The sequence below is a fragment of the SAR202 cluster bacterium genome (assembly GCA_016872355.1).
Classification (GTDB): Bacteria; Chloroflexota; Dehalococcoidia; order Lucifugimonadales; family VGZY01; genus VGZY01.
The window spans coordinates 1-20,488 of sequence record VGZY01000007.1 but is presented as its reverse complement, the minus strand read 5'-3'; the positions used below and the strand labels follow the sequence as shown (position 1 = coordinate 20,488).

Below are 20,488 nucleotides of genomic sequence, written 5' to 3'. Positions count from 1 at the left end.
CTCAGGCGCAGCGCCTAAATGTCTATCTCAATGTCTTCGCCGGTGACCCGCACCGGAAATGCCGAGATGGGCCTCAGGGCCGGACCGGACATCACCTTGCCGTTGCGGACATCGAATTTAGCCCCGTGAAGGGGACACTCGATCTCGCAGCCCCGTAACTCGCCCATGTAAAGGGAGCCCTCTTCGTGGGAGCAGATGTTGTCGACGGCGTACAGGCCCTGGGACGTGTGGCAAACGATAACCTCTTTGTCGGCAACGAAGTAAGGGCGGACCGCGCCTCGCGGCACTTCCCATACCTTACCGATCTTTGTATAAGCCAAAGAATCTTACCCCCTCCGATCTCTTCCCTCCCTTTTGTCTCCCCCTCGATGGGGGAGATGTCGGCGCTCCGGCCGACAGAGAGGGTGATGGCCTATGCCCTGTTCCTCCAACGGCTCTGTGGAACGGTCCAGGCAGCCCAAGGAGCGCTACGCCGTCGTCACCGCCTCGTTGTGCACGGCCTCGGCGGGCTGCTTCATGCGCTCCACAAGGTCCGCGATAGTCGTGTTGTTCAGCACGTTCTGGATCGCCTGCTCAACGTCCCGCCAGACGCTCCGCTGTCCGCATTGTGGCGACTGCGTGCATCGGCCGGCATCGTCCAGGCAGCTCACAAGGTTGATGGTGCCGCCCAGGTTCACCATGACCTCGCCCATGGTGATTTGCGAAGGCGGGCGCGCGAGGGCGTGGCCACCGAGCGGGCCGCGCTGGCTGGCGGTGATGCCCTGGCGCTGGAGCATGTGGAGCACGCGCGCCAGGTACGGCTCGGGTATTCCCTGCCGCTGGGCAATATCGGAGGCGCGCACCGGACCCTCGCTCTCGTGCTCGGCGAGGTCAATCAGCGCCCTGACGCCGTAGTCTACTTGCATTGGGATGTGCATACGCCCATCTCCTGGGATTCGCCTACTCCGATGAGACCTTTTTCTTGCCGTTAAGCGCCCCGTGCAGCGCGTGCCAGGCCAGCGTCGCGCACTTTACGCGCGTCGGGAACTCATGTACCCCGGCCAGTACCGCCAGGTCGCCGAGCGCCTCTTCGTCCTTGCTGCCCTCGGAAGGGCCCTCTGTGACCATCGTTCGGAAGGTCTCAAAAAGGCCTTCCGCCTCGTTCGTCGAATACCCTTTCACCGCCTCGGTCATGAGCGATGCCGAAGCGCGGGAGATGGCGCAGCCGGACCCCTGGAACGCGATGTCCTCGATTTTGTCGTCCTTGAGGTTGATGAACAGGGTGATGTTGTCACCGCAAAAAGGGTTGTGTCCGTTGGCGGAGCACGTGGGGTTGTTCATCTTGCGGAAATTGCGTGGCTTGCGGTTATGCTCCATCACAATCTCCTGGTATAGCTCTTGAAGGTCGGATGACATCTATCTCACCTGCTTTTGTCTGGCCGACTGCTGACTGCCGACGACTTACTGCTACTCGTGCAGCTCCATGCCGCCTGAGAAAATGGCGTCTACGTGGCGGCGGAAGGCCTCCGGCTCTATCTTCTGGATGATCTCGCTGGAAAAGCCGTAGATGAGTATCTTCTGCGCCGTTTCCCTGTCCAGGCCGCGACTCTGAGCGTAGAAGAGGATGTCCTCCGCCACTGCGCCGGCGGTAGCGCCGTGCGCGCACTTCACGTCGTCCGCGAATATCTCCAGGCTGGGCTTGGTGTTGATGCGCGCGCCGCTCGACAGGATCAGGTTCTTGTCCGACTGCGTTGCTATTGTCTTTTGAGCGTCCTTGCGGACGAGCACGCCGCCGCTGAACACGGCCCTTGAGTTGCCGTCCAGGATGCCTTTGAAGAAGATATCGCTGGTAGTGTGCGGGACGGCGTGGTCGATGTTGATGTGGTTGTCGATTTGCTGCGCGCCGTTGGTGGCATAGAGCCCATAGAGCGCGCTGGCGCTGCCGGGGGCGTTGTGCAGGAGGTGGACCTCGTTGCGGGCGATGCGCGCGCCGCGGGCGATGGACGTCGACTTGAATGTGCTGTCGCGCTCAAGCCGGACGGCGGTGTTGCCGATGTGGTAGGCGTTCTCGCTCTCCTGCAGGAACCGGTAGTGGTCGATTTTCGCGCCGTCCTCGGCGACGAACTCTCCGACGCCGTTGGTGAAGTACGTGCCGTCGCCGAGGCTCACGTAGCTCTCGATAACCGTGATCTTGCTGTGCCTCCCGGCAATGACCAGCACGCGCGGGTAGGCGACGAACGCCTCCGGCCCCGCCGTGGACAGGAACACGAGGTTTAGCGGCTCCTTGACCTCTGTGTCCGGCTTGATCTGGATGAATGCGCCGTCGCGGACGAACGCGGTGTTTATCGCCGTGAAGCCGTTGTGCTCCACCGGGGCCAGCGAACCGAGGACGCTATCGACGGCCTTGCCGTTGTCATGCGCCGCGTCGGCAAGATTCTTGATCGTCAGGTCGCCGGTCGCGCTCGAAAGGTCGGAGAGGCCCGCCGAGAACTTGCCGTTGATGAAGACCATGCGAAGCCCTTTGGCCGCGTAAGTGGCGACGGATGCGAGCTGCTTCGCGGTCACCCTGGGGGCGGCCTGCGGGTAAACGAAGGTGGCGGCCGCGAGCGGGCCGATGTTAGTGAAGCGCCACTTCTCGTTGCCGCGCGTGGCGGTCGGGAAGCCGAGCTCAGTGAAGCGCGCGAAGGCGTGCTTGCGCAGCTCGCCCAGCTTCGATGCGCCGTTTGAGGGCAGCGCCCGCTCAAAGACCGCGAAGTCGGCCCTGTACTTGTCGTATTTTTCGAGAGTTTGGGTCATTGTTATGCCGTATCGTTGTTAGTTATCTTGCCTGAGGGAGAGGAACAAGGGCTATGCTTTGCCTGTGGCTACCTGTTCTCTTACCCAGTCGTAGCCCTTGGACTCCAGCTGCTTGGCCAGCTCCTTGCCGCCTTCCATGACGATGCGGCCGTCCATGAGCACGTGGACGAAGTCGGGCTCGATGTAGTTCAGCAGGCGCTGGTAGTGCGTAACGAGCAGGATCGCGCGGTCCGGGCGGCGGCTTGCGTTCACGTTGTCCGCCACGGCTTTCAGCGCGTCGATGTCCAGGCCGGAGTCGGTCTCGTCCAGCAGGGCGAGGGCCGGCTCGAGGATGGCCATCTGGAGCATCTCGTTGCGCTTCTTCTCGCCACCGGAGAAGCCCTCGTTGACGTTGCGCTTGACCAGCTCCGGGTTAATTCCGACCTTAGCGACGGTGTCCTTCCAGACCTTGTCGAAGTCGCGCGCGCTCAGCTCGGGCAGTCCCTGGTGCTTGCGCTTGGCGTCCAGCGCCGCCTTCACGAACTGGCGGTTGCGGACGCCCGGAAGCTCCACGGGGTACTGGAACGCCAGGAACACACCCTCGCGGGCGCGCTGGTCCGGCGGCATCTCCAGCAGGTTCTTGCCGTTGTAGGTGATCTCGCCGTCCGTGACCGTGTACTCCGGCCTTCCGGCGATGACGTTCGTCAGCGTGCTTTTGCCGCTGCCGTTCGGCCCCATGATGGCGTGCACCTCTCCGGCCTTCACCGTGAGGTTGACGCCCTTCAGGATCTTTGTATCTTCAACGGATACGTGAAGAGTCCGTATCTCAAGCATTGTTTCTGATCGCTCCTGTGGCGGCGGCAGCGCTTGAACTGTACGCCGCCGTTTGGATTGTATTCACGCGATGTGTCCGCGGCCGGCCGCCACGTCAGTGGCGCCGCGTGCCGCGACGATTGGTGACTGGAACATTTCATGAATTGATGCTGCCGGTTCGTTTCCTGTAGCCTGCCCCGATTCCATCGGGGCCTGGGTTGTTGACGGGTGGCGCGCGCGACCAATACAGGCCCCGATGGAATCGGGGCGGGCTACGCAATCCCCCGCCTATCCCACCGTACCTTCCAGACTCACGCGCAGCAGCTGCTGCGCCTCCATCGCGAACTCGAATGGGAGCTCCTGGAAGATGCCGCGGCAGAAGCCGTTGATGATGAGGTAGTGAGCCTCTTCGCCGTCGATGCCGCGCTGGTTGCAGTAGAAGAGCTGGTCGTCGCTGACCTTGGACGTGGACGCCTCGTGCTCCATCCGCGCCGTGGGGTTGCGCACCTCGATGTACGGCACCGTGTGAGCGCCGCACTTGTCGCCCACGAGCAGGGAGTCGCACTGCGTGAAATTCGTAGCGTTGTCCGCCGTCGGCAGTATCTGGACGAGGCTGCGGTAGGTGCTCTGGCCCTGGCCCGCAGAGATGCCCTTGGCGACGATCGTGCTCTTGGTGTTCTTGCCGATGTGGATCATCTTCGTACCGGTGTCGGCCTGCTGCTTGTTGTTCACAAGCGCTACCGAATAGAACTCGCCCTGAGAGTTGTCGCCCTGCAGGATCACGCTGGGGTACTTCCAGGTGATCGCCGAGCCGGTTTCGACCTGTGTCCAGGAGATCTTCGAGTTTTTGAACGCCTTGCCGCGCTTGGTGACGAAGTTGTAGACGCCGCCCTTGCCCTCCCTGTCGCCTGGGTACCAGTTCTGGAGGGTAGAGTACTTGATCTCAGCGCCGTCGAGAGCGATTAGCTCGACGACTGCGGCGTGGAGCTGGTGCGACTTTCTCATCGGCGCGGTGCAACCCTCAAGGTAGCTCACGTACGAGCCTTCGTCCGCGACGATCAGCGTCCGCTCAAACTGGCCTGTGTTGGCCGCGTTGATGCGGAAGTACGTCATGAGCTCCATAGGGCAGCGCACGCCCTTGGGGACGTACACGAACGACCCATCCGAGAAGACCGCGGAGTTAAGCGAAGCAAAGAAGTTGTCGGAATAGGGGGCGACGGAGCCAAGGTACTTCTTGACCAGCTCCGGGTGGTTCTGCACTGCCTCGCTCATGGAGCAGAAGATGACGCCGTGCTTCTCAAGAGCCTTCTGGTACGTGGTGCCGACAGACACGCTGTCGAACACCGCGTCAACGGCCACGCCTGTGGAGACACCCGCCAGCTTTTCGCGCTCGCGCATGGGCACGCCCAGCTTCTCGAACGTCTTCAGCAGCTCGGGATCGACATCGTCCATGCTCTTCGGCTTTTCGTTGTGGGATGCCGGAGCAGCGTAGTAGTAGATGTCCTGGTAGTCGATCGGCGGAAACTCCACCTTCGCCCAGCGAGGCTCCCTGTAGTCCTGCTTTATCCAGTGGCGGAACGCCTTGAGCCGCCATTCCAGCATGAACTCGGGCTCATTCTTCTTGCCGGAGATAAGGCGGACGATGTCCTCGTTTATGCCCTTGGGAGCAAAGTCGGACGGGATGTCTGTGAAGAAGCCCCACTTGTAGTCAGATTGGAGCTCACTTGTGCGCGATATTACTTTTGGTGTCGTGGTCGGTGTCGTCACTGGCTTACGCCTCTCGTGCCCGGCGGGCAAAGCCCGGCCAGGGATTTGTGGATTAAATTGGTCAACAACTGATTCTAGCGCGATTTGAATCTGATGGTCAAGGGAAGTTCCGGCTACGGACCGGCTGCGAGACGTTCGCTAATCAGCTTTGACGCTCGCGGCGCATCGACGCCCACTGCAAGATGGACGACGCTCTCCTGGTCAAGGGTCGCGGTCGTGCGGCCACGGTACTCGCTGTCCGCCGTCTCGACCCGAATGATGGCATTCTTGAAGGTGAACAGGTCAGGCTGGATGGCTGCGGCCATGGCAAGCGGATCGTAGAGGTGGAATCGACTCCTGGAAGGGTGTGTAGCGAAGTAGCCGCTGAGGATCTTGTTGGCCAGGTGCGCGCTCCGGGACTCGCCGAAGTACCACACGTTCTCCAGGCCAGTGATGTACACCTGCCTGCAGACGTCGATTCCCACCATTCGCACCGGAACGCCGCTGTTAAGGACGAGGTCCGTCGCTTCGGGATCGTTGAACACGTTGAACTCCGCGTGCGGGGTGGTGTTGCCCGGGCAGTTGAAAGCGCCCCCCATGACGATGATCTGCTTGACCCATTTGACCAGGCTGGGCTCGCCCTTTAGAGCAAGTGCGACGTTTGTGAGCGGGCCGAGGGCGACGATGACCATCTCTCCTCGTAGCGCGTAGCCGAGATGGGCTATGAATTCCGGGGCGCGCGCCGCCATGGGGAGGGATTTCGGCACCGGCATCCTGACAGTTAGCCCTGTGCCGCCGTGAACGTCATAGCCATAGCTAAATCTGCCGTTCAAGGGCCGCGCAGCGCCGCGCGCGACCGGCACATTATGGACGCCGATGTACTCCAGAAGGCGCAGGGCGTTACGGGTGGTGCGCGCCAGGCTGGCATTGCCCCCAACTGTAGTGATGCCCTCCACCCTGACCTCCGGCGAGTTAAACGCCATCATCAGGGCGAGGGCATCGTCCGTTCCGGGGTCGGTATCAATCTGAATTCGTTGCATTATCGTTCGCGTCCGGGCCGTTTCGCCGCCAGTCTACTCAAGCTCTGTCCCGCTCTGCTTCCGAACAATGTGACACTGCCGTCTCGCCTCCGCAAAACGACCGGGGGACAGGTCTGGCCTGTCCCCCGGTCGCAATCTATCGGTGCGCGAAGGTCAGTTCCGGTTCGCCTCGGAAGTGCCGTTGCCGCCGAAGTCATTGGTCTCGCACCACTCCTTCACCGCGGCGGGTATGGCGAGGATGTTCTCGAGCCTGGTTCGTAGGGGCACCGCGCCCTCGGGCGCGATCATCTCCACGCCGGCGTCCAGCGCCTTGAAGACCTCGGCCTTCACGTCGTCCGGACCCTTGGAGTAGATGGTCACGGGAGTGTTCAGGTTGCCGACCAGCCGCACGCGCTTCTTCATAATGTCCATCGACTCCTTTGGGTCGTTCTTGGAGTCGAAGTGGAACGCTGCCATGCCGGTCTGGGCGATGTAGTCCATGCGGTCCACCGTGCGGCCGCAGATGTGCAGGATCAGCGGCACGTCCAGCCGCTCCACCATCTCGGTGTGCAGCTCCTGCAGGTATTTCATATACCAGTCGCCGCTGACAAGGTCTCCGGTGGGATGGTCGGAGAAGGTGAGCGCATCCGCCCCCGCCGCGATCTGCGACTCACCGAACATGATGCAGATCTCCTTGAGCTTCTCGAGCGACTTCTTGGTCTTGACCTCGTCGTCAATGCTCATCATGAGGAAGTTCTGCACGCCGTAGACGTGGTAGCCCATCGTCCACGGGCCGGTCACCTTGCCGAAGACAGCCACCTCGTCGCCGAGATCCCGCTTGAGGATCTCGATGGACTTGTTGATCGCCTTGATGTCCCGGTGCTCCATGAAGTTGGACGGGATCTTGATCTCGTCCGGTCCCTTCCAGATCGGGTTCGTCATGCGGACTGTGGGCCAGTTGTCCTTCTGCTCCCACTGGATCTCGCATCCAAGGGCGGACGACTCGATCACCAGGGTAGGGCAGGCGTATACGGAGTCGAAGCCCAGCTCTGTGTGGCCGGTAGCGGCAAGGGCCGCGTTGTCATCCGGGTCGCGGAGGGCTTTCGGGAACGATGCGCCGACGAGATCCATCAGCTCGACGGTGAGGACGCTCGTGGGGTTGGAAACCGGCGGCCGGTCTACAGGCAGTCCATTGAGCGCGTTATGAACGCGCTCGCGGGGCTTCATCGTCTCTTTGAAAGCCATCTTTGAGTCCTCCTTGGCTCGCTCCAAATAGGGCAATGAACAGCAACAGGTATTATACGACGAATCGTTGCGCCGGAAGAAATATGGCCGGCGGTTACGGCGGGCCGGCGCGGCGGCGGGCGAAGGCCTGCCAAGCCTCGCGCGAGGTGTGCTTGAACGTTATGCCCATTTCTCGTTTCACTTTCTCCGTATCGGCAGTCCAGCGATATCGGATGAAGTCCAGGCCGCATGCCGGGGATTCGTTCTGCATGCGTAGCGACCAGAGCAGGTCAGTGGCGGGGTATAGGATGCCCGGCGGCAGATGGAAGACCTTTCGCTTGAGCATCGCCGCCATCTCAGGCCAGCGGATAGTCCCCTCGCCCGCGACGTTGTACACACCTGGAGAGTCGGCAGCGAGGCTCCGGGCGAGCACTGAGGAGAGGTCAGCTTCGTGCAGCAGCTGCATGGGCGGGTCCGCCTTGCCCGCGGCGACCAGGAAGGGCTTAAGGAATGCGCGGGCGATGAAGTTGTCCGCGCCGGGTCCCATGACCGGGCAAGCCCGAAGCACCGTGGTCACCACCCCCGGCCGACGCTTCGAGTAGGCGAGAATGAGCTGTTCGGCCTGCGCCTTGTTCTCGCTGTACTGGAAGCCGCGCACCGGCCTGGTGGGCGCGTCCTCCGTGAGCAGCTCGGGGTTGTCGGGGTGCGCCCCATAAACACTCGTACTGCTGAGGTATACGATCTTTTTGACTTTCGCGTTGGCGCACGCAGTCAGAAGGTTGGCGGTGCCGCCCACGTTGATCTTGCGGATAGCAGCGCGATTGTGCCCCGGGCGGAGGATGTAGGCAAGGTGCACGACGGTATCGATGGCGTTGGCAGAGAGGAGGTGGTCGAACGGCTTCGCAATGTCCTGCTGAGCAAAGTCGACGCACTCCGGGACCGCGTCCTGCATAGGGCGGATGTCTATGGCGAGCACGCGGTCAACCCCCGGCGTTGACGCCAGGCGCTTAACTAACTCGTTGCCTATGTAGCCGGCGGCGCCGGTTACGGCGATCCGCCGTGCGGGCTCACTCATTCGCTACTATGTCCGTGAAGTCGAACTTCATCGCCCCCAGCGCCGGCACCTCGAAGCCCATTTCAATCTTGTGAGGACCGGGAGGAAGCGTGACCATATCTACCCATATTTGAATCGTCTTGTTCATCCCGAGAGTGAACGTATTCTGCTCTGAGACGTTCGAGAACTCAACCTCGCGCTCGTCTGAGGTATAGAAGAATGTCGCCTCCATCGGCAGCGGGTAGCCGTCCACAGAGAGCGGCAGCATCCTGTGCGCGTACCCCGAGCCGAGCGTATTCCTGAGCTGAAACTCGAAGCCGCCGTCGGAGTTCCGAAGGCTGCCCTTCACATAAAGGCGGCGAAGTAGAAACGGCGGCACCGCAACCATATGGCTCTTTACCTTCCCCTTTGCTTCATCCGGAATATCGCCATTTCCTTTTCCACCACGTCCGGCGGGAGCGGACTTGCCTTGCCGATCATCGCCGCGTAGATTACCACCTGCGCCACTCGTTCGGTCAGGACGCATGCGTCCAGCGCGTCCTTCAGGCTCCTGCCCACGCCAACGGCGCCGTGATTTCGGATGATCGCGGCGTTCCGCTCTCCCAGCGCGCGGACCATGTTGTCCGCCAGCTCCTGCGTGCCGGGGAAACCGTAGTCGGACACCTTTATGGGGCCGCCCAGGTACACGACCACCTCGTCGAGCACCGGCGGTATCTCGTCGCCGGTGACAGCGAATACGCTGGAGTGCACCGCGTGAGTGTGGACCACCGCCTGCACGTCCGGCCGCGCCCTGTAGATCGCCACGTGCATGAGCGACTCCGAGGACGGCGTCCGCTCGCCCTCCACCGGCTCCAGCTCGAAGTCTACCACCGGGATGTCGTCCGGCGTCATGCCCCGGTATCGCACTCCCTTCGGCGTCACTGCCATCAGATCACGCCCGCCGGCGGAGGGCAGCCTGACGCTGATGTTTCCGGAGGAGCCGCTGGTGAGGCCGAGTTCCGCCATGCGGAGGGCGGTCTCGACTATGGCGGCCCTGGCCGCGCGGGTTTCGGTCATTTCATCAGCCCCTGCAGGTGCTCATCTACTTCCACCCAGCGCTTGTAGTGGTCTGCGTACTCGGCGGCCGACAGGGCATCCGGAACTATTGTCGCCATGCCGGACCTTGCCTTTTCTGCCGCCTCCTGCCAGTCGCCGATCCATCCAACGGCCTTGGCTGCGCAAAGGTACGCGCCGTATGCGCTCACCCTGCGCGCGCCAGCGGTCTTGAGCGGCCTCCCAAGCACGTTCGCCAGCGTCTCGCTCCAGAGCGCCGTCAGCGTCATGCCGCCTCCGGCAGATACGCTCCGCGCCTTCCGGCCAGTCACAGCCTCAGCTTTGTAGAGGCTGGACGCCACGGTGTAGACCGAAGACTCTATGGCCGCCCGGGCGATTGCGCCGGACCCGGCCTCTGCGTACGTGAGCGGGGTAGGGAAGAGGATGCCTCCTTGACGCATACCGAGGCGGGTCATGTCCATCCGGGCTATTCCGAGATAGGCCAGCGTACCGTTCGCACCTGCGGGCGCCTGCCGGGCAGCCTCTTCCATCTCTTTGTAGGGGTCGCCGCGCCCGCGCCAGGCAAGGTCCGCCAGCCAGGCGTAGGAGTTACCCGTGTCGCCCGCCGGGTTTTCGCACACCCACCTATCCGGCAATGGGAAGCAGCCTGCCCACGTCTTCTCCGATGGGTTCAGTACCGGCCTGTCGGTCACCATCTGGACGGCGGCGCTCCAACCGGCGACCACGCCGGCGTGCCCCGGCTCGATGACGCCCATTCCGATCAGCCCGCACTGGCTGTCCGCGGCGGCCACAGCCACCGGCGTCCCTTCGGCCAGTCCGGTGGCCTCAGCAGCCTCTGCAGTAACCCCACCGGCAATCGTGCCTGACTCCAGTACAGGGATATGGCTGTTGCAGACCACGCGCAGGTCATGCAGGAGTTTCTCGCACCAGGACCTCCAGTGAACGTGCAGGAGGCCGGCCTCGCTTGCGAGCGATGCCTCGCTGGCGCGGACGCCGGAGAGCTTCCAGACCAGCCAGTCTGCCAGCGTCAGAACGGTGGCTATTCTACCATAGACCTCCGGGCGGCTCTGGCGGAACCAGTGGAGCTTGGCGGGGGCCATCATGAAAGAGGGGTAGTGCCCGGTGGTCTGGTACACCCTTTCGCCCATCGAATGGTCGATTGCCAGCCCTTCGAAAATCGCGCGCAGGTCCGTGTTCGGCCCTGCGTAGATTTCTGTGCCGTCATTCGCCAGAAACACCACACCCTGCCGCTGGCCGGTGACGGTCACGGCGGCGACCTCGTCCGGACCCGCGCCGGCCTCCTGCAGCGCCCCGCCCAGAATGGCGCGTACGTCCTTCCACACGCCCGCGGAGTCGAACTCGCGCGTCGTGGGAGGAGCGTCCGGGAGTTCGAGGTGCCTCCATGGACAGGCGCGCTCGGAGACCGTCTTCCCGCTCTGGTCCAACACCGACGCTCTTACTGAAGACGTCCCCGCGTCAATCACAGCTATGTACTTCTTGCCGCTCACAGTCTCTTCCACACCTCGGGGTTCACCAGGTTCACTGGCCTCTTGCCTGCCAGGAATCGGACGATGTCGCTCACAACCATCTCGCTGTGCCGCTCAATGGTCTCCCCAGTAGCGCCGCCTATGTGAGGCGTCAGGACCACGTTGTCCAGGCTGAGCAGCGGGCTGTCAGGGGCGATGGGATGGGTCTCGAACACGTCCATCGCCGCTCCGGCGATGCGATTGCCGCGCAGGGCCTCCACAAGCCCCCAAAGGCTCACGACACCGGCGTCAGACAGGTTGACCAGGTAGGCTGTCGGCTTCATCAGGGCCAGTCGCCGGTCATCAATCAGTCCTTCGGTTGGCGGCGTTCCGGGGACGTGGATGGATATAAAGTCGGCCCTCTTCAGCACCTCGTCCAGCGACAAAAGCTCGACATTCCCGGGCGCATCCTTCACATATGGGTCGTGCGCGACGGTGCGCATTCCGATGGCCAAGGCCATCGTGGCCAGGCGCTTGCCGATTGCGCCAAGGCCGATAATGCCGAGCGTTGCGCCTGCCAGCTCAACGCCGCGGAGGGAAGCGTAGGCCCCGGCGGGGTCGCGCCATTCCCCACCCTTAACATACCTGTCCGACTGGGGTACTCTGCGGGCAAGCGCGAACATCAACGCCATAGCGTGCTCCGCCACCGCCTGCGCATTTCTGCCGGGGGTATTCACTACCAGAACCCCTGCGCGGGTCGCCGCTTCGATGTCGATGTGGTGGTGCAGGGAGCCCCTGCATAGGCCAATGAACCGCAGGCACGGCGCCAGATGGAGGGTCTCCTCGAATACGAAGTCGGACTCGATTATCAGCAACGATGCATTCTCATCTGCCAGCCTGCGTCCAAGGGCCTCCGGGTCCTGGATGGCCCGCGTGTCCAGCCAGCTCTCATATGTTACCTCTGCCACGTCCTTGAGCCTTTCCAGGGAAACGCGACTGAACGGCGCGAGCACCAGCGCTCGCGGCTTGCCGGCTGAAGTGACCATGGCAGAATTGACCATCCGTGAAGATACATTCGGAACGCTGTGTATGGTACAAAACCGCAGTTGGCCCTGTCACGCCGAAACTTGACCTTTGTATGGCGTCACCTTAGTATGGTTCATCAGTGCTGTGACTAATTTCACAGGGATTCCAATGCTTCAAGGTGCCATTCTTTGAATAACACTTGCCGCCTGCTTCTCGCTTCTCTCGGGATATTCTCCGCGGCCTCGCTGGCCGTCGCCGCGTGTGGCGGCGGTGGTGGGAGCGATAGCGGCAACAACCCCCCGGCGACTTCCAATGGGACAACAGCGCCGACAGGCTCGACAGCCAGCCCTGGACGGTGGACAACGCAGTTCGGCACGCGCTTCGACGATGCCGCATACGGCGTAGCTGCGGACTCCGCCGGCAACCTGTTTGTCGTAGGATCCACGGAGGGCGATATTGCAGGTACGACCTCGGCCGGGCAGGTGGACGCTTTCCTCCGTTCCTACGCTCCCAATGGGACCGCCCGATGGACGAAACAGTTCGGCTCGCCCGGCAACGACATCGCGCTCGATGTTGCGGTGGCTGCCGGCGGCACGATCTACGTGGTGGGACAGACCTTCGGAACTCTCCCCGGCCAGCAATCGCAAGGCGTCGGCTCGGACGCATTTCTGGCAGCCTTCGATGCGGAGGGCAATTCTCTCTGGACGAAGCAGTTCGGCACCCCGCCGACCGACGTCGCCAACGGCGTAGCAGTGGATGCCCAGGGCAATGTTTATGTTGTCGGCTCAAGTGAAGGCAGCCTTCCCGGCCACACGAACGCCGGCGGCCCGAGTGTGGGAGGCCTGACGGCATGGAACGACATCTTCCTGGTGAAGTTCGACTCGACCGGCGCCGAGGTGTGGTCGAAGCAGTTCGGCGACCAGCGCCAGAACGAGGGGCTGGATGTAGCTGTAGGGCCTAACGGCACGGTGTACGTAGCCGGATATACAGAAGGGCAGCTTCCGGGCCAGACACGGGGAGGCGGGCGGGACGCCGTAGTCCGCGCCTATGACGCATCGGGCGCGGAGTTGTGGACGGAGCAGCTCGCCAGCACAGGTCAGGGCACACAGCCCAACGAGAAGATCGCCGCACTGGCGGTGGACAGCGCCGGCAACCTCTACGCGGGGGGCAGCACCTCCGGAGTGCTTCCCGGCCTATCCAAGAACGAGGGCGAGAGCGATATCTTTGTGAGGAAGTACGGGCCTGACGGCACACCCCTATGGACGAAGATGGACGGCTCGGACGTTATCGATGAGGCCCGCGGCATTTCGGTGGACGGCAATGGGAACGTGGTGGTGACGGGCGTCTCGGAAGGCGGTATCCCCGGCGGCAAGCACCAGGGCAATATCGATGCGTTCGCGAAGGCCTACTCTTCCAGCGGCGGCGACCTCTGGACCAACCAGACGGGCAGCAGCTCGGACGACCAGGGCGAAGATGTCGTCGCTGACGCCGCGGGCAACGTCTACATGGTGGGCCGCACCACCGGCGTGCTTCCTGGTCAGCCATCAAAGCAGGACCGCGACATGGATGCTTTCGTTCTGAAGGTGGAGATCAAGCGGTAGGCCGGCTGGCGTCTAGCGCCGTCCCGGCAGGTAGCTGGCGGCCCAGAGTTTCACGGTCATCGCCAGCTTTTCCGGCTTGCTGAGGCCTATCCGGCGTGAGAAGACGTCGTAGCCTGACGCCTCAATCCTGTCGAGAATCCGTGTGTATACCTCGGAGAGCATCTCTGGGCACGCCCGTGACCTCGCCGATACCATCGGTAGCAGGTCGCGCCCCTTCGCGAAGTATTCGCGCGCCCGGACCACCTGCATCGACATCAGGCGGCGGTAACCCGCATTCATCACGCCGCGTTTTAGCTCGGCCTCGCTGTAGCCTGCGCCTGCAAGCTCGTCCTGTGGGATGTAGATGCGGTCGCGGGCCGCATCCTCTTTCAGGTCGCGAAGGATATTCGTGAGCTGCATAGCTATTCCGAGGTCGATGGCCCGCTGACGGGCTTCCTCGCCCGTGTAGCCGAAGATCTCTATCGAGATCAACCCCGCTACCGAGGCCACCTTGTAGCAGTACGTCCACAGATCGTCGAAGGTCTGGTAACGGCTCCTGGTGAGGTCCATCTCGACGCCTTCCACCACCTCCTCCAGGTACTCGACGGGTATCCCGAACTCTGTGGCGGCGTGAGAGAGGGCAGCGAAGACGCGGTCGCCCGTCTGTACGGAGGACATGGCCTGGAGGCTGGAGCGGACGCCGGCCAGGAGCCGGCGCTTTTCTTCAATGGAGTTGGGCTCGTCCGCGATGTCGTCGCACAGGCGGCAGAACGCGTACACGGCATAAATGGCCTGCCGCTTCGGAAGGGGAAGGGTGCGGAACGCGTAGTAGAAGTTCTTGGCCTGGGTCCGTGTCATCCGACGGCAATGGTCGTAGGCCAGGTCAAGCTCAGTCGCAGCCATGCGGTTTGCAGCGGACGCTATACGCCCATTACCTGGACGAGAATCTCGCGGTCCGTGCCCTTCTCGTCGTCGAGCTCAACCATGAAGATGCGCTGCCACTGTCCCAGCGCCATGGTGCCGTCCACGACGGGGATGTTCTCGCTGCTGCCGAGCACCAGGTGCTGACAATGGGAATGGCCGTTGGGGCACTCGTCCTCGTGCATGTGAACGGTGCGTACCGAGAAGTCGTTGTGGCGATAGTGCGTGTTTTTGGGCGAGAACCGCTCAAGCGCGCTGGCCATATCGATCAGCAGGAGAGGCTCGTTCTCCTGGATGGTGATGGCGGCTGTGGTGTGCCGGGAAAAGACAAGAGCGAAGCCATTCTGTATGCGGGAGCTCTTAACGAATTCCGCCACGCGGTCGGTGATGTCAATAAACTCGGGGGCGGTCGTAGACTCCACGTACAGCTTGGTAAGGCAAGTCTTGAAAGACGCCTCGCTCACCTTCATTTGTCGAACCTCTCTTGTTTCCGTCATGCGAAGTATCGAGGAGGTGTGCCTCGAAACTAATAGATTATATCGTAGTTGGCGGGGGGAGTGTTTGCCTTGTGACTAGAATCACGTATCCATTGCACGCACCCAATATGTTTTAACATGTTTAGTCCGTTTTTGGAATGGTGCGCGCGCAGGTCACACCACAGGCGGACCTGCGCGACGGTACCGGCCGAGGGCCATGAGCGGCCAATAGCTCCTGTACAGGTGGTAGTTGATCATGAACCCTGAGGGGAGCTCAACTCCCTGGTAGCCGGGCTCTCCGGGTGCAGGGTAATGGTCCAGCCGCTGTCCAATACCGTAGCCGGGAAAGCCGGCGCCGGTGAAGTACGGCTCGTCCCAGGAGCCGTCAGCCGTCTGCGTCCGAGCCAGGTACTCCGCCCCTCGCCGTGCTGCCTCGCCGCGGGCCTCGCCCGCCGCCACAAGGGCGATCAGCGCCCAGGCGGTCTGCGATGCCGTACTGGGGCCCTTGCCACGGAATGCGGGATCCACGTAAGACGCGCAGCTCTCTCCCCACCCGCCGTCCGGGTTCTGGCAGCCTTCGAGCCAGTCCACCGCCCGGCGCACTTGCGGAGTGCCCATCGGCAGGCCCAGCGCCGCCAGCGCCGGCAGTACCGCGGCGGTGCCGTAGATGTAGTTTACGCCCCACCTGCCGAACCACGGCCCGTCGCTCTCCTGGTCAGCCATGACGTATTTCATGGCCTTGCTGACGGCGGGATGGGATACATCGTGACCCAGGATACCCATCATTTCGATGACGTGCGCCGTAACATCCACGCTGGGAGGGTCTATCGTCTCGCCGAAGTCAGCGAACGGTATTCGGGCGATAAACCGCTTCGTGTTGTCCTTGTCGAAGGCTCCCCAGCCCCCGTTGCGGCTCTGCATTCCCAGCGTCCAGTGGACAGCGCGGTCCACCGCTTCGCGCTTGCGCGTGTTGTCCTTCATTGCAACCCGCTCGAGCGCCATCACTATTTCAGTTGTGTCATCCAGGTCCGGGTACCTGCGATTGTGGAACTCGAACGACCAGCCGCCTGGCGCTACGCCTGGTGCTCTGACCTGCCAGTCGCCGCCGCTCTGTATCTGTTTGTCTATCAGCCAGTCCGCGGCCTTCACGAGGGCGGGATCGTCCGGCGCCAGCCCGGAATCAAGCAGGGCAACCATCGCCAGCCCGGTGTCCCAGAGCGGGGATATACAGGCCTGGAGACGCATGGTGTCGCCTTCCTCCACCGCGAAGCTCTCGAAACCCTTCATCCCCCTGGCAATAACGGGGTGGTCAGACGGATACCCAAGGCTGGAAAGGGCCATGAGCGAATACACCCACGGCGGCTGGATGCCACCCCAGCTACCATCGGCTTCCTGGTGCTCAAGCACCCACTGCTCCGCCTTTCGAAGCGACTGTGCCCTCGCAGGCTTCCACGGGAGCTTCTCGATCAGCCTCAGGGCGGAATCTGCCGTGTAGAAGAACGAGGCCCATCCAAGAGGCCGCGCGGGCTTCCGCACCGAGAAGTCGGTCTTCGCGCGCGGCAGTGGATACAGGTCGTCCACCGCGGCCGAGCCGGGCACCGGCCGGACGGGCTTCCTGTTTAGCAGTATCAGCATGGGCACAACCGTTGCCCTGGCCCAGCTTGCAAAGTCGTAAATGTTCAGTGGGAACCATTTCGGAAGCATGATCAGCTCGGGAGGCGGGACGGGCACGCCGCGCCATTCCCACTGGCCGAACAGCGCCAGCCATATCTTCGTGAACACGCGCGTCTGTGGGATGCCGCCCTTGGAGAGGATGAAGCTCCGCGCCCGGCGCATCTCCGGCATGTCTGCTGAGTAGCCCGCCAGCTTGAGAGCGAAGTAGCACTCAGCGGACGTGCTCAGGTCCCCTGGCGCCCCGTAGAACTGGCCCCACGTGCCGTCAGGGCGCTGGCTCTTGAGGATGTGGCGCGCCAGACGTTGCACGCGGTCCCAGTCCGCCACTCCGAGGAAGTGCATCAGCATGATGTACTCGGCCTCGATGGTGGCGTTGGACTCCAGCTCTCCCCACCAGTACCCTTCCGGGTATTGCAGTCCGAGCAGGTGCGTCTGGGTCCTCTCAATTGTGGCGTCCAGGGATGTGACGCGGCTGGCCGTCTCGTCCCTGTCCCGTATGTCTATCGTCACAGCTTCACGCTGGCCCTGGATGCACTGAACGCGGAGACCCCGGCGGAGGAGAGCTCCGCCAGCGCCTCGGACAATCGACTGCCTGCTGCGGACGCCTGTCGGGTGAGCCGGGCCAGGGCTTGCGCCTGTGCCGGCGCTGCAGCGATGGACCCGAGCGCCGCCGCGCGCGCCGTTATTGTCCGCGCCGCCGCAAGGCGGGAGACCACCGGCGGCAACGGCGCGTCAAGGGGGTCGAGGACTACTTTGAGCACGGCGCACGGAATTCCAGCCCCCGCTGCAGCCTTCGCGACCCAGTATGCCTCCATTTCCGCCACCGCAACAGGGAAGATGACGCCTGCCCGGCGCTTCGCTGCCGGCTCCTTGACCACCTGCGGTACTGTCAGGCAGTCCCCATTCCTTATACCCGCGATGGCAAGCGTGGCGACGCTCACGGGCGCGTGCTTGCCCTCTGTCCAGTGCTCCTGGTCGCCGTCGGCCACCCATGCGTTCGCCGAAGTAAAAACGTCGCCCACGCGCAGTCCGTCCTTCACGCCGCCGGCGAACCCGGCGGAGACGATGGCGGCCGGGCGCAGCTCATCTATTGCGTACGCCGCCGCGGCCTCTGCACAGGCTTTCCCGATGCCGCCTAACAGTACCGCCACATTGGGGTCCTTCCGCGACCGGTAGAGCCTCATGCTACCTCGCCGTTCAGACAGCCTGAACCGGCCGCTTCTCAGGAACGGCTTCACCTCTTCAGCCACCGCCGCCACAATTGCTAGAGGAGAGTTTCCAGTTGCCGTCACGAACTTACCCCGCACCAATTCCGCTGTTCTGGACCGCGCCGCCTTTCACCATCTTGAGCGCGGCGACGGGGTTGTTGATGGCCGAGAAGATCGACGCCGACTCGAAGCCGCAGTGCATCATGCAGTTGGCGCACCGCGGGTCCTGGCCCACGCCGTACTTCGCCCATACCTTGTCGTCGTAAAGATCGCTGACCTTTTGCGTGTGCCGGTCGGCGAGCAGGTAGCACGGCTCCCGCCAACCGAGCGTCGTGTAGGTGGGGTTGGACCAGGCAGTGCACTGGTACTCGCGCTTGCCGCGCAGGAAGTCCAGGTAGAGCGGGTTATTGTAGAACCTGAGCTTTCGCTTGGGGTCGAGGACGTTCTTGAACACCTTGCGGGCGTTCTGGCGGGAGATGAAGAGCTCCTGGTTGGGCACGGAGTCGTACTTGTAGCCGGGGGATACCATGCAACCTTCGATGCCCATGTCCGTGAGCATCTTGAACATCTCGAGCAGGTCGTTCTCGTCGCACCCGTTGAAGACGGTCGTGTTCGTCGTCACCCGGTACCCGCTTTCCAGCGCCACCTTGATGCCGCGCGTGGCGATCTTCCACACGCCCTTGCGGTACACGGAGCGGTCGTGCGCGGCCTCCATGCCGTCCAGGTGGACGACGAAGCAGAAGTACTTCGATGGCGGGATGTTCTTCATCACGCGCTCCATCAGCAGCGCGTTGGTGCAGAGGTACACGAACCGCTTCTGCGCGGTGATGCGGTTCACGATCTCGTGAATCTGCGGGTGGAGCGTGGGCTCGCCGCCGGCGATCGAGACCACCGGCGCGCCGGACTCCTCCACGGCTTTGAGGCACTGGCCCACGGAGAGCATCTTGTCGATGACCGGTTCGTACTCGCGGATGCGGCCGCAGCCTTCGCACGCGAGGTTGCACTTCTCCAGCGGCTCGAGCATCGTCACCAGCGGGAAGCGTTTCCTGCGGGTGATCTTGTTCTTGCCGATGTACATTCCGACGCGGACCGCAAGCTCGAGCGGTCTTCCCATTTGCCTGTGCTCCTCTTAACGTTCTCTAACAAGGAGAAAGCGCGCGACCTCGTTTATATCGCTGTCGAAGCCCGGCGCAAGCGCCACATCGCGGATGTGGCCCAGTGCGCGCTCGCAGTTCTCAGCCGCGAGGCTCTGGGCGTACTCCTGCGTCTTCAGCCGCGCCATGATGCCAAGCACGGAATCTACGTCCGAAGAGTCAGGGGATTCCTTCTTGTAGATGCGCATGAGCTCTTCCTTTTCCGCGCCCCTGGCCCGGGACATGGCATAGACGATCGGCAGGGAGTTCTTCTTGCGACGGATATCCGCGCCCACGGGCTTGCCGGTCAGCTTCTCGTCGCCCCAGATGCCGAGCACGTCGTCCCGAATCTGGAAGACGTAGCCGAGCGACCGGCCGCACTCCCGGAACGCCGCCGCCGTCGTGTCGTCCTGCGCTCCAAGGACCGCTCCTACATGAAGGGAGCATCGGATCAGCGCGCCGGTCTTGCGGGAGATCATGCCCAGGTAGTCGTCCAGGCTGATGTCCGGCTGGCCCTCGTATGCGAGGTCCAGGTACTGCCCCTCGATCATCTGCAGGTACGCTTCTGTGAGCAGCGCCGCCACCTGGAGCGCGGCCCTGTGCGGAACGCCGTTGCCCACAAGCTGCCACAGTGTCCGGTCCGCCACCACGCGCATCGTGTTGCCGGCCACCAGCGCGACCGGAATGCCCCACATGGCCCAAAGGGTAGGGCGGTGGTGACGCGTCTCGTCGCGGTCCTGGATGTCGTCGTGGATGAGCGAGAAGTGGTGGATTAGCTCCAGCGCCACGGCCGCGGGCATCCCGCGCTCAATCGTGCCGCCGGTCGCCTCGCACCCAAACAGGCAGAGGGTAGGGCGCAGGGCCTTGCCTTCGGTAGCGTTGATCGGCTTTCCGTCCGCGTCGTTCCAGCCCATGGAGTAGCGCAGCATGCGATAGACGGGCAGGGTGTCAGAGGCGAGGCTGCGGCGCAGGGCTGCCCTCAGGGGGGACCGGTACCGCTGGAAGATGGAAGGGAGGGTATCGAAGCGCCGGGCGGCATCAACAGAAGGGTTGGCCATGCTTGATGACTTCCCTTACTGCAGTCGGAAAGCTGTCGTGGAGTCGAGCGTCAATGTGCCGCCACCGGGGTTCTGGGATAGGGCGCAAGGCCGCACCGGCTTGGAAGCCAAATCGTAGCATCGGGGTATAGGGGTGTCAATATGAAGGGGATCAGCTGTCTTTGCTCAGTGATATTGTCAGTAGGTAACTGCTCAGTGAATATGTCAGTCCATGAGAGGACTACATTTGACCGAGCGAGAAGCGAAGAGAGCACAGATACTGAACCTTGTTCTGGAGGGGCGT

General features: G+C 62.9%; 20 protein-coding genes. 1 reads left to right on the top strand and 19 read right to left on the bottom strand.

Annotated features, from left to right (window positions below; all coding sequences use genetic code 11):
- Positions 1-14: 14 nt before the first annotated feature.
- The 13 genes from FJ319_02920 to FJ319_02860 all read right to left on the bottom strand — a co-directional run bounded on the left by FJ319_02920 (position 15) and on the right by FJ319_02860 (position 12,190).
- Positions 15-320, bottom strand: coding sequence for a non-heme iron oxygenase ferredoxin subunit (locus tag FJ319_02920; GenBank protein ID MBM3933246.1), 306 nt, complete (start codon positions 318-320; stop codon positions 15-17).
- A gap of 147 nt (positions 321-467) precedes the next feature.
- Positions 468-917, bottom strand: coding sequence for an Rrf2 family transcriptional regulator (locus tag FJ319_02915; GenBank protein ID MBM3933245.1), 450 nt, complete (start codon positions 915-917; stop codon positions 468-470).
- A gap of 22 nt (positions 918-939) precedes the next feature.
- Positions 940-1,395 (bottom strand): SUF system NifU family Fe-S cluster assembly protein, encoded by a 456-nt coding sequence (locus FJ319_02910; GenBank protein ID MBM3933244.1) that lies wholly within the window; start codon positions 1,393-1,395, stop codon positions 940-942.
- Positions 1,396-1,446: 51 nt separating this feature from the next.
- On the bottom strand, positions 1,447-2,775 hold the full coding sequence (gene sufD / locus FJ319_02905) for a Fe-S cluster assembly protein SufD (GenBank protein MBM3933243.1): 1,329 nt from the start codon (positions 2,773-2,775) through the stop codon (positions 1,447-1,449).
- A gap of 51 nt (positions 2,776-2,826) precedes the next feature.
- On the bottom strand, positions 2,827-3,588 hold the full coding sequence (gene sufC, locus FJ319_02900; protein MBM3933242.1) for a Fe-S cluster assembly ATPase SufC: 762 nt from the start codon (positions 3,586-3,588) through the stop codon (positions 2,827-2,829).
- Between the two features lie 267 nt (positions 3,589-3,855).
- Complete coding sequence (gene sufB, locus FJ319_02895; protein MBM3933241.1) at positions 3,856-5,304, bottom strand: Fe-S cluster assembly protein SufB; 1,449 nt, start codon at positions 5,302-5,304, stop codon at positions 3,856-3,858.
- 143 nt (positions 5,305-5,447) lie between these two features.
- Positions 5,448-6,353 (bottom strand): nucleoside hydrolase, encoded by a 906-nt coding sequence (locus FJ319_02890; protein MBM3933240.1) that lies wholly within the window; start codon positions 6,351-6,353, stop codon positions 5,448-5,450.
- A gap of 153 nt (positions 6,354-6,506) precedes the next feature.
- Positions 6,507-7,577 (bottom strand): MtaA/CmuA family methyltransferase, encoded by a 1,071-nt coding sequence (locus FJ319_02885; GenBank protein ID MBM3933239.1) that lies wholly within the window; start codon positions 7,575-7,577, stop codon positions 6,507-6,509.
- 94 nt (positions 7,578-7,671) lie between these two features.
- Positions 7,672-8,631 carry an NAD-dependent epimerase/dehydratase family protein gene (locus tag FJ319_02880; protein ID MBM3933238.1) on the bottom strand — a complete coding sequence of 320 codons (960 nt, stop codon included), beginning with the start codon at positions 8,629-8,631 and terminating at the stop codon, positions 7,672-7,674.
- Positions 8,624-8,959 (bottom strand): hypothetical protein, encoded by a 336-nt coding sequence (locus FJ319_02875; protein MBM3933237.1) that lies wholly within the window; start codon positions 8,957-8,959, stop codon positions 8,624-8,626. The genes FJ319_02880 and FJ319_02875 overlap by 8 nt, the downstream gene beginning before the upstream one ends.
- Before the next feature lie 47 nt (positions 8,960-9,006).
- Positions 9,007-9,666 carry a class II aldolase/adducin family protein gene (locus FJ319_02870; GenBank protein ID MBM3933236.1) on the bottom strand — a complete coding sequence of 220 codons (660 nt, stop codon included), beginning with the start codon at positions 9,664-9,666 and terminating at the stop codon, positions 9,007-9,009.
- A complete protein-coding gene (locus tag FJ319_02865; GenBank protein MBM3933235.1) occupies positions 9,663-11,183 on the bottom strand; it encodes a hypothetical protein in 1,521 nt (506 codons plus the stop codon). The genes FJ319_02870 and FJ319_02865 overlap by 4 nt, the downstream gene beginning before the upstream one ends.
- Positions 11,168-12,190, bottom strand: coding sequence for a hydroxyacid dehydrogenase (locus FJ319_02860; GenBank protein MBM3933234.1), 1,023 nt, complete (start codon positions 12,188-12,190; stop codon positions 11,168-11,170). Before FJ319_02860 ends, FJ319_02865 begins: the two co-directional genes overlap by 16 nt.
- A gap of 153 nt (positions 12,191-12,343) precedes the next feature.
- On the opposite strand from FJ319_02860, the gene FJ319_02855 reads away from it, so the two are divergent.
- A complete protein-coding gene (locus FJ319_02855; protein MBM3933233.1) occupies positions 12,344-13,756 on the top strand; it encodes a hypothetical protein in 1,413 nt (470 codons plus the stop codon).
- A 12-nt stretch (positions 13,757-13,768) separates the two neighbouring features.
- Here FJ319_02855 and FJ319_02850 read toward each other — a convergent pair whose 3' ends face one another.
- The 6 genes from FJ319_02850 to FJ319_02825 form a co-directional block, all read right to left on the bottom strand.
- Positions 13,769-14,638 (bottom strand): phytoene/squalene synthase family protein, encoded by an 870-nt coding sequence (locus FJ319_02850; GenBank protein MBM3933232.1) that lies wholly within the window; start codon positions 14,636-14,638, stop codon positions 13,769-13,771.
- A gap of 17 nt (positions 14,639-14,655) precedes the next feature.
- On the bottom strand, positions 14,656-15,153 hold the full coding sequence (locus FJ319_02845; protein ID MBM3933231.1) for a YjbQ family protein: 498 nt from the start codon (positions 15,151-15,153) through the stop codon (positions 14,656-14,658).
- A 153-nt stretch (positions 15,154-15,306) separates the two neighbouring features.
- Positions 15,307-17,304: a squalene--hopene cyclase gene (gene shc, locus FJ319_02840; GenBank protein ID MBM3933230.1), complete on the bottom strand. Its 1,998-nt coding sequence runs from the start codon at positions 17,302-17,304 to the stop codon at positions 15,307-15,309.
- 8 nt (positions 17,305-17,312) lie between these two features.
- Complete coding sequence (locus tag FJ319_02835; GenBank protein ID MBM3933229.1) at positions 17,313-18,116, bottom strand: hypothetical protein; 804 nt, start codon at positions 18,114-18,116, stop codon at positions 17,313-17,315.
- Entirely contained in the window at positions 18,103-19,128 is a 1,026-nt protein-coding gene (gene hpnH, locus FJ319_02830; GenBank protein ID MBM3933228.1) for an adenosyl-hopene transferase HpnH, read from the bottom strand. The genes FJ319_02835 and hpnH overlap by 14 nt, the downstream gene beginning before the upstream one ends.
- A gap of 15 nt (positions 19,129-19,143) precedes the next feature.
- On the bottom strand, positions 19,144-20,205 hold the full coding sequence (locus tag FJ319_02825) for a polyprenyl synthetase family protein (GenBank protein ID MBM3933227.1): 1,062 nt from the start codon (positions 20,203-20,205) through the stop codon (positions 19,144-19,146).
- Positions 20,206-20,488: the final 283 nt, after the last annotated feature.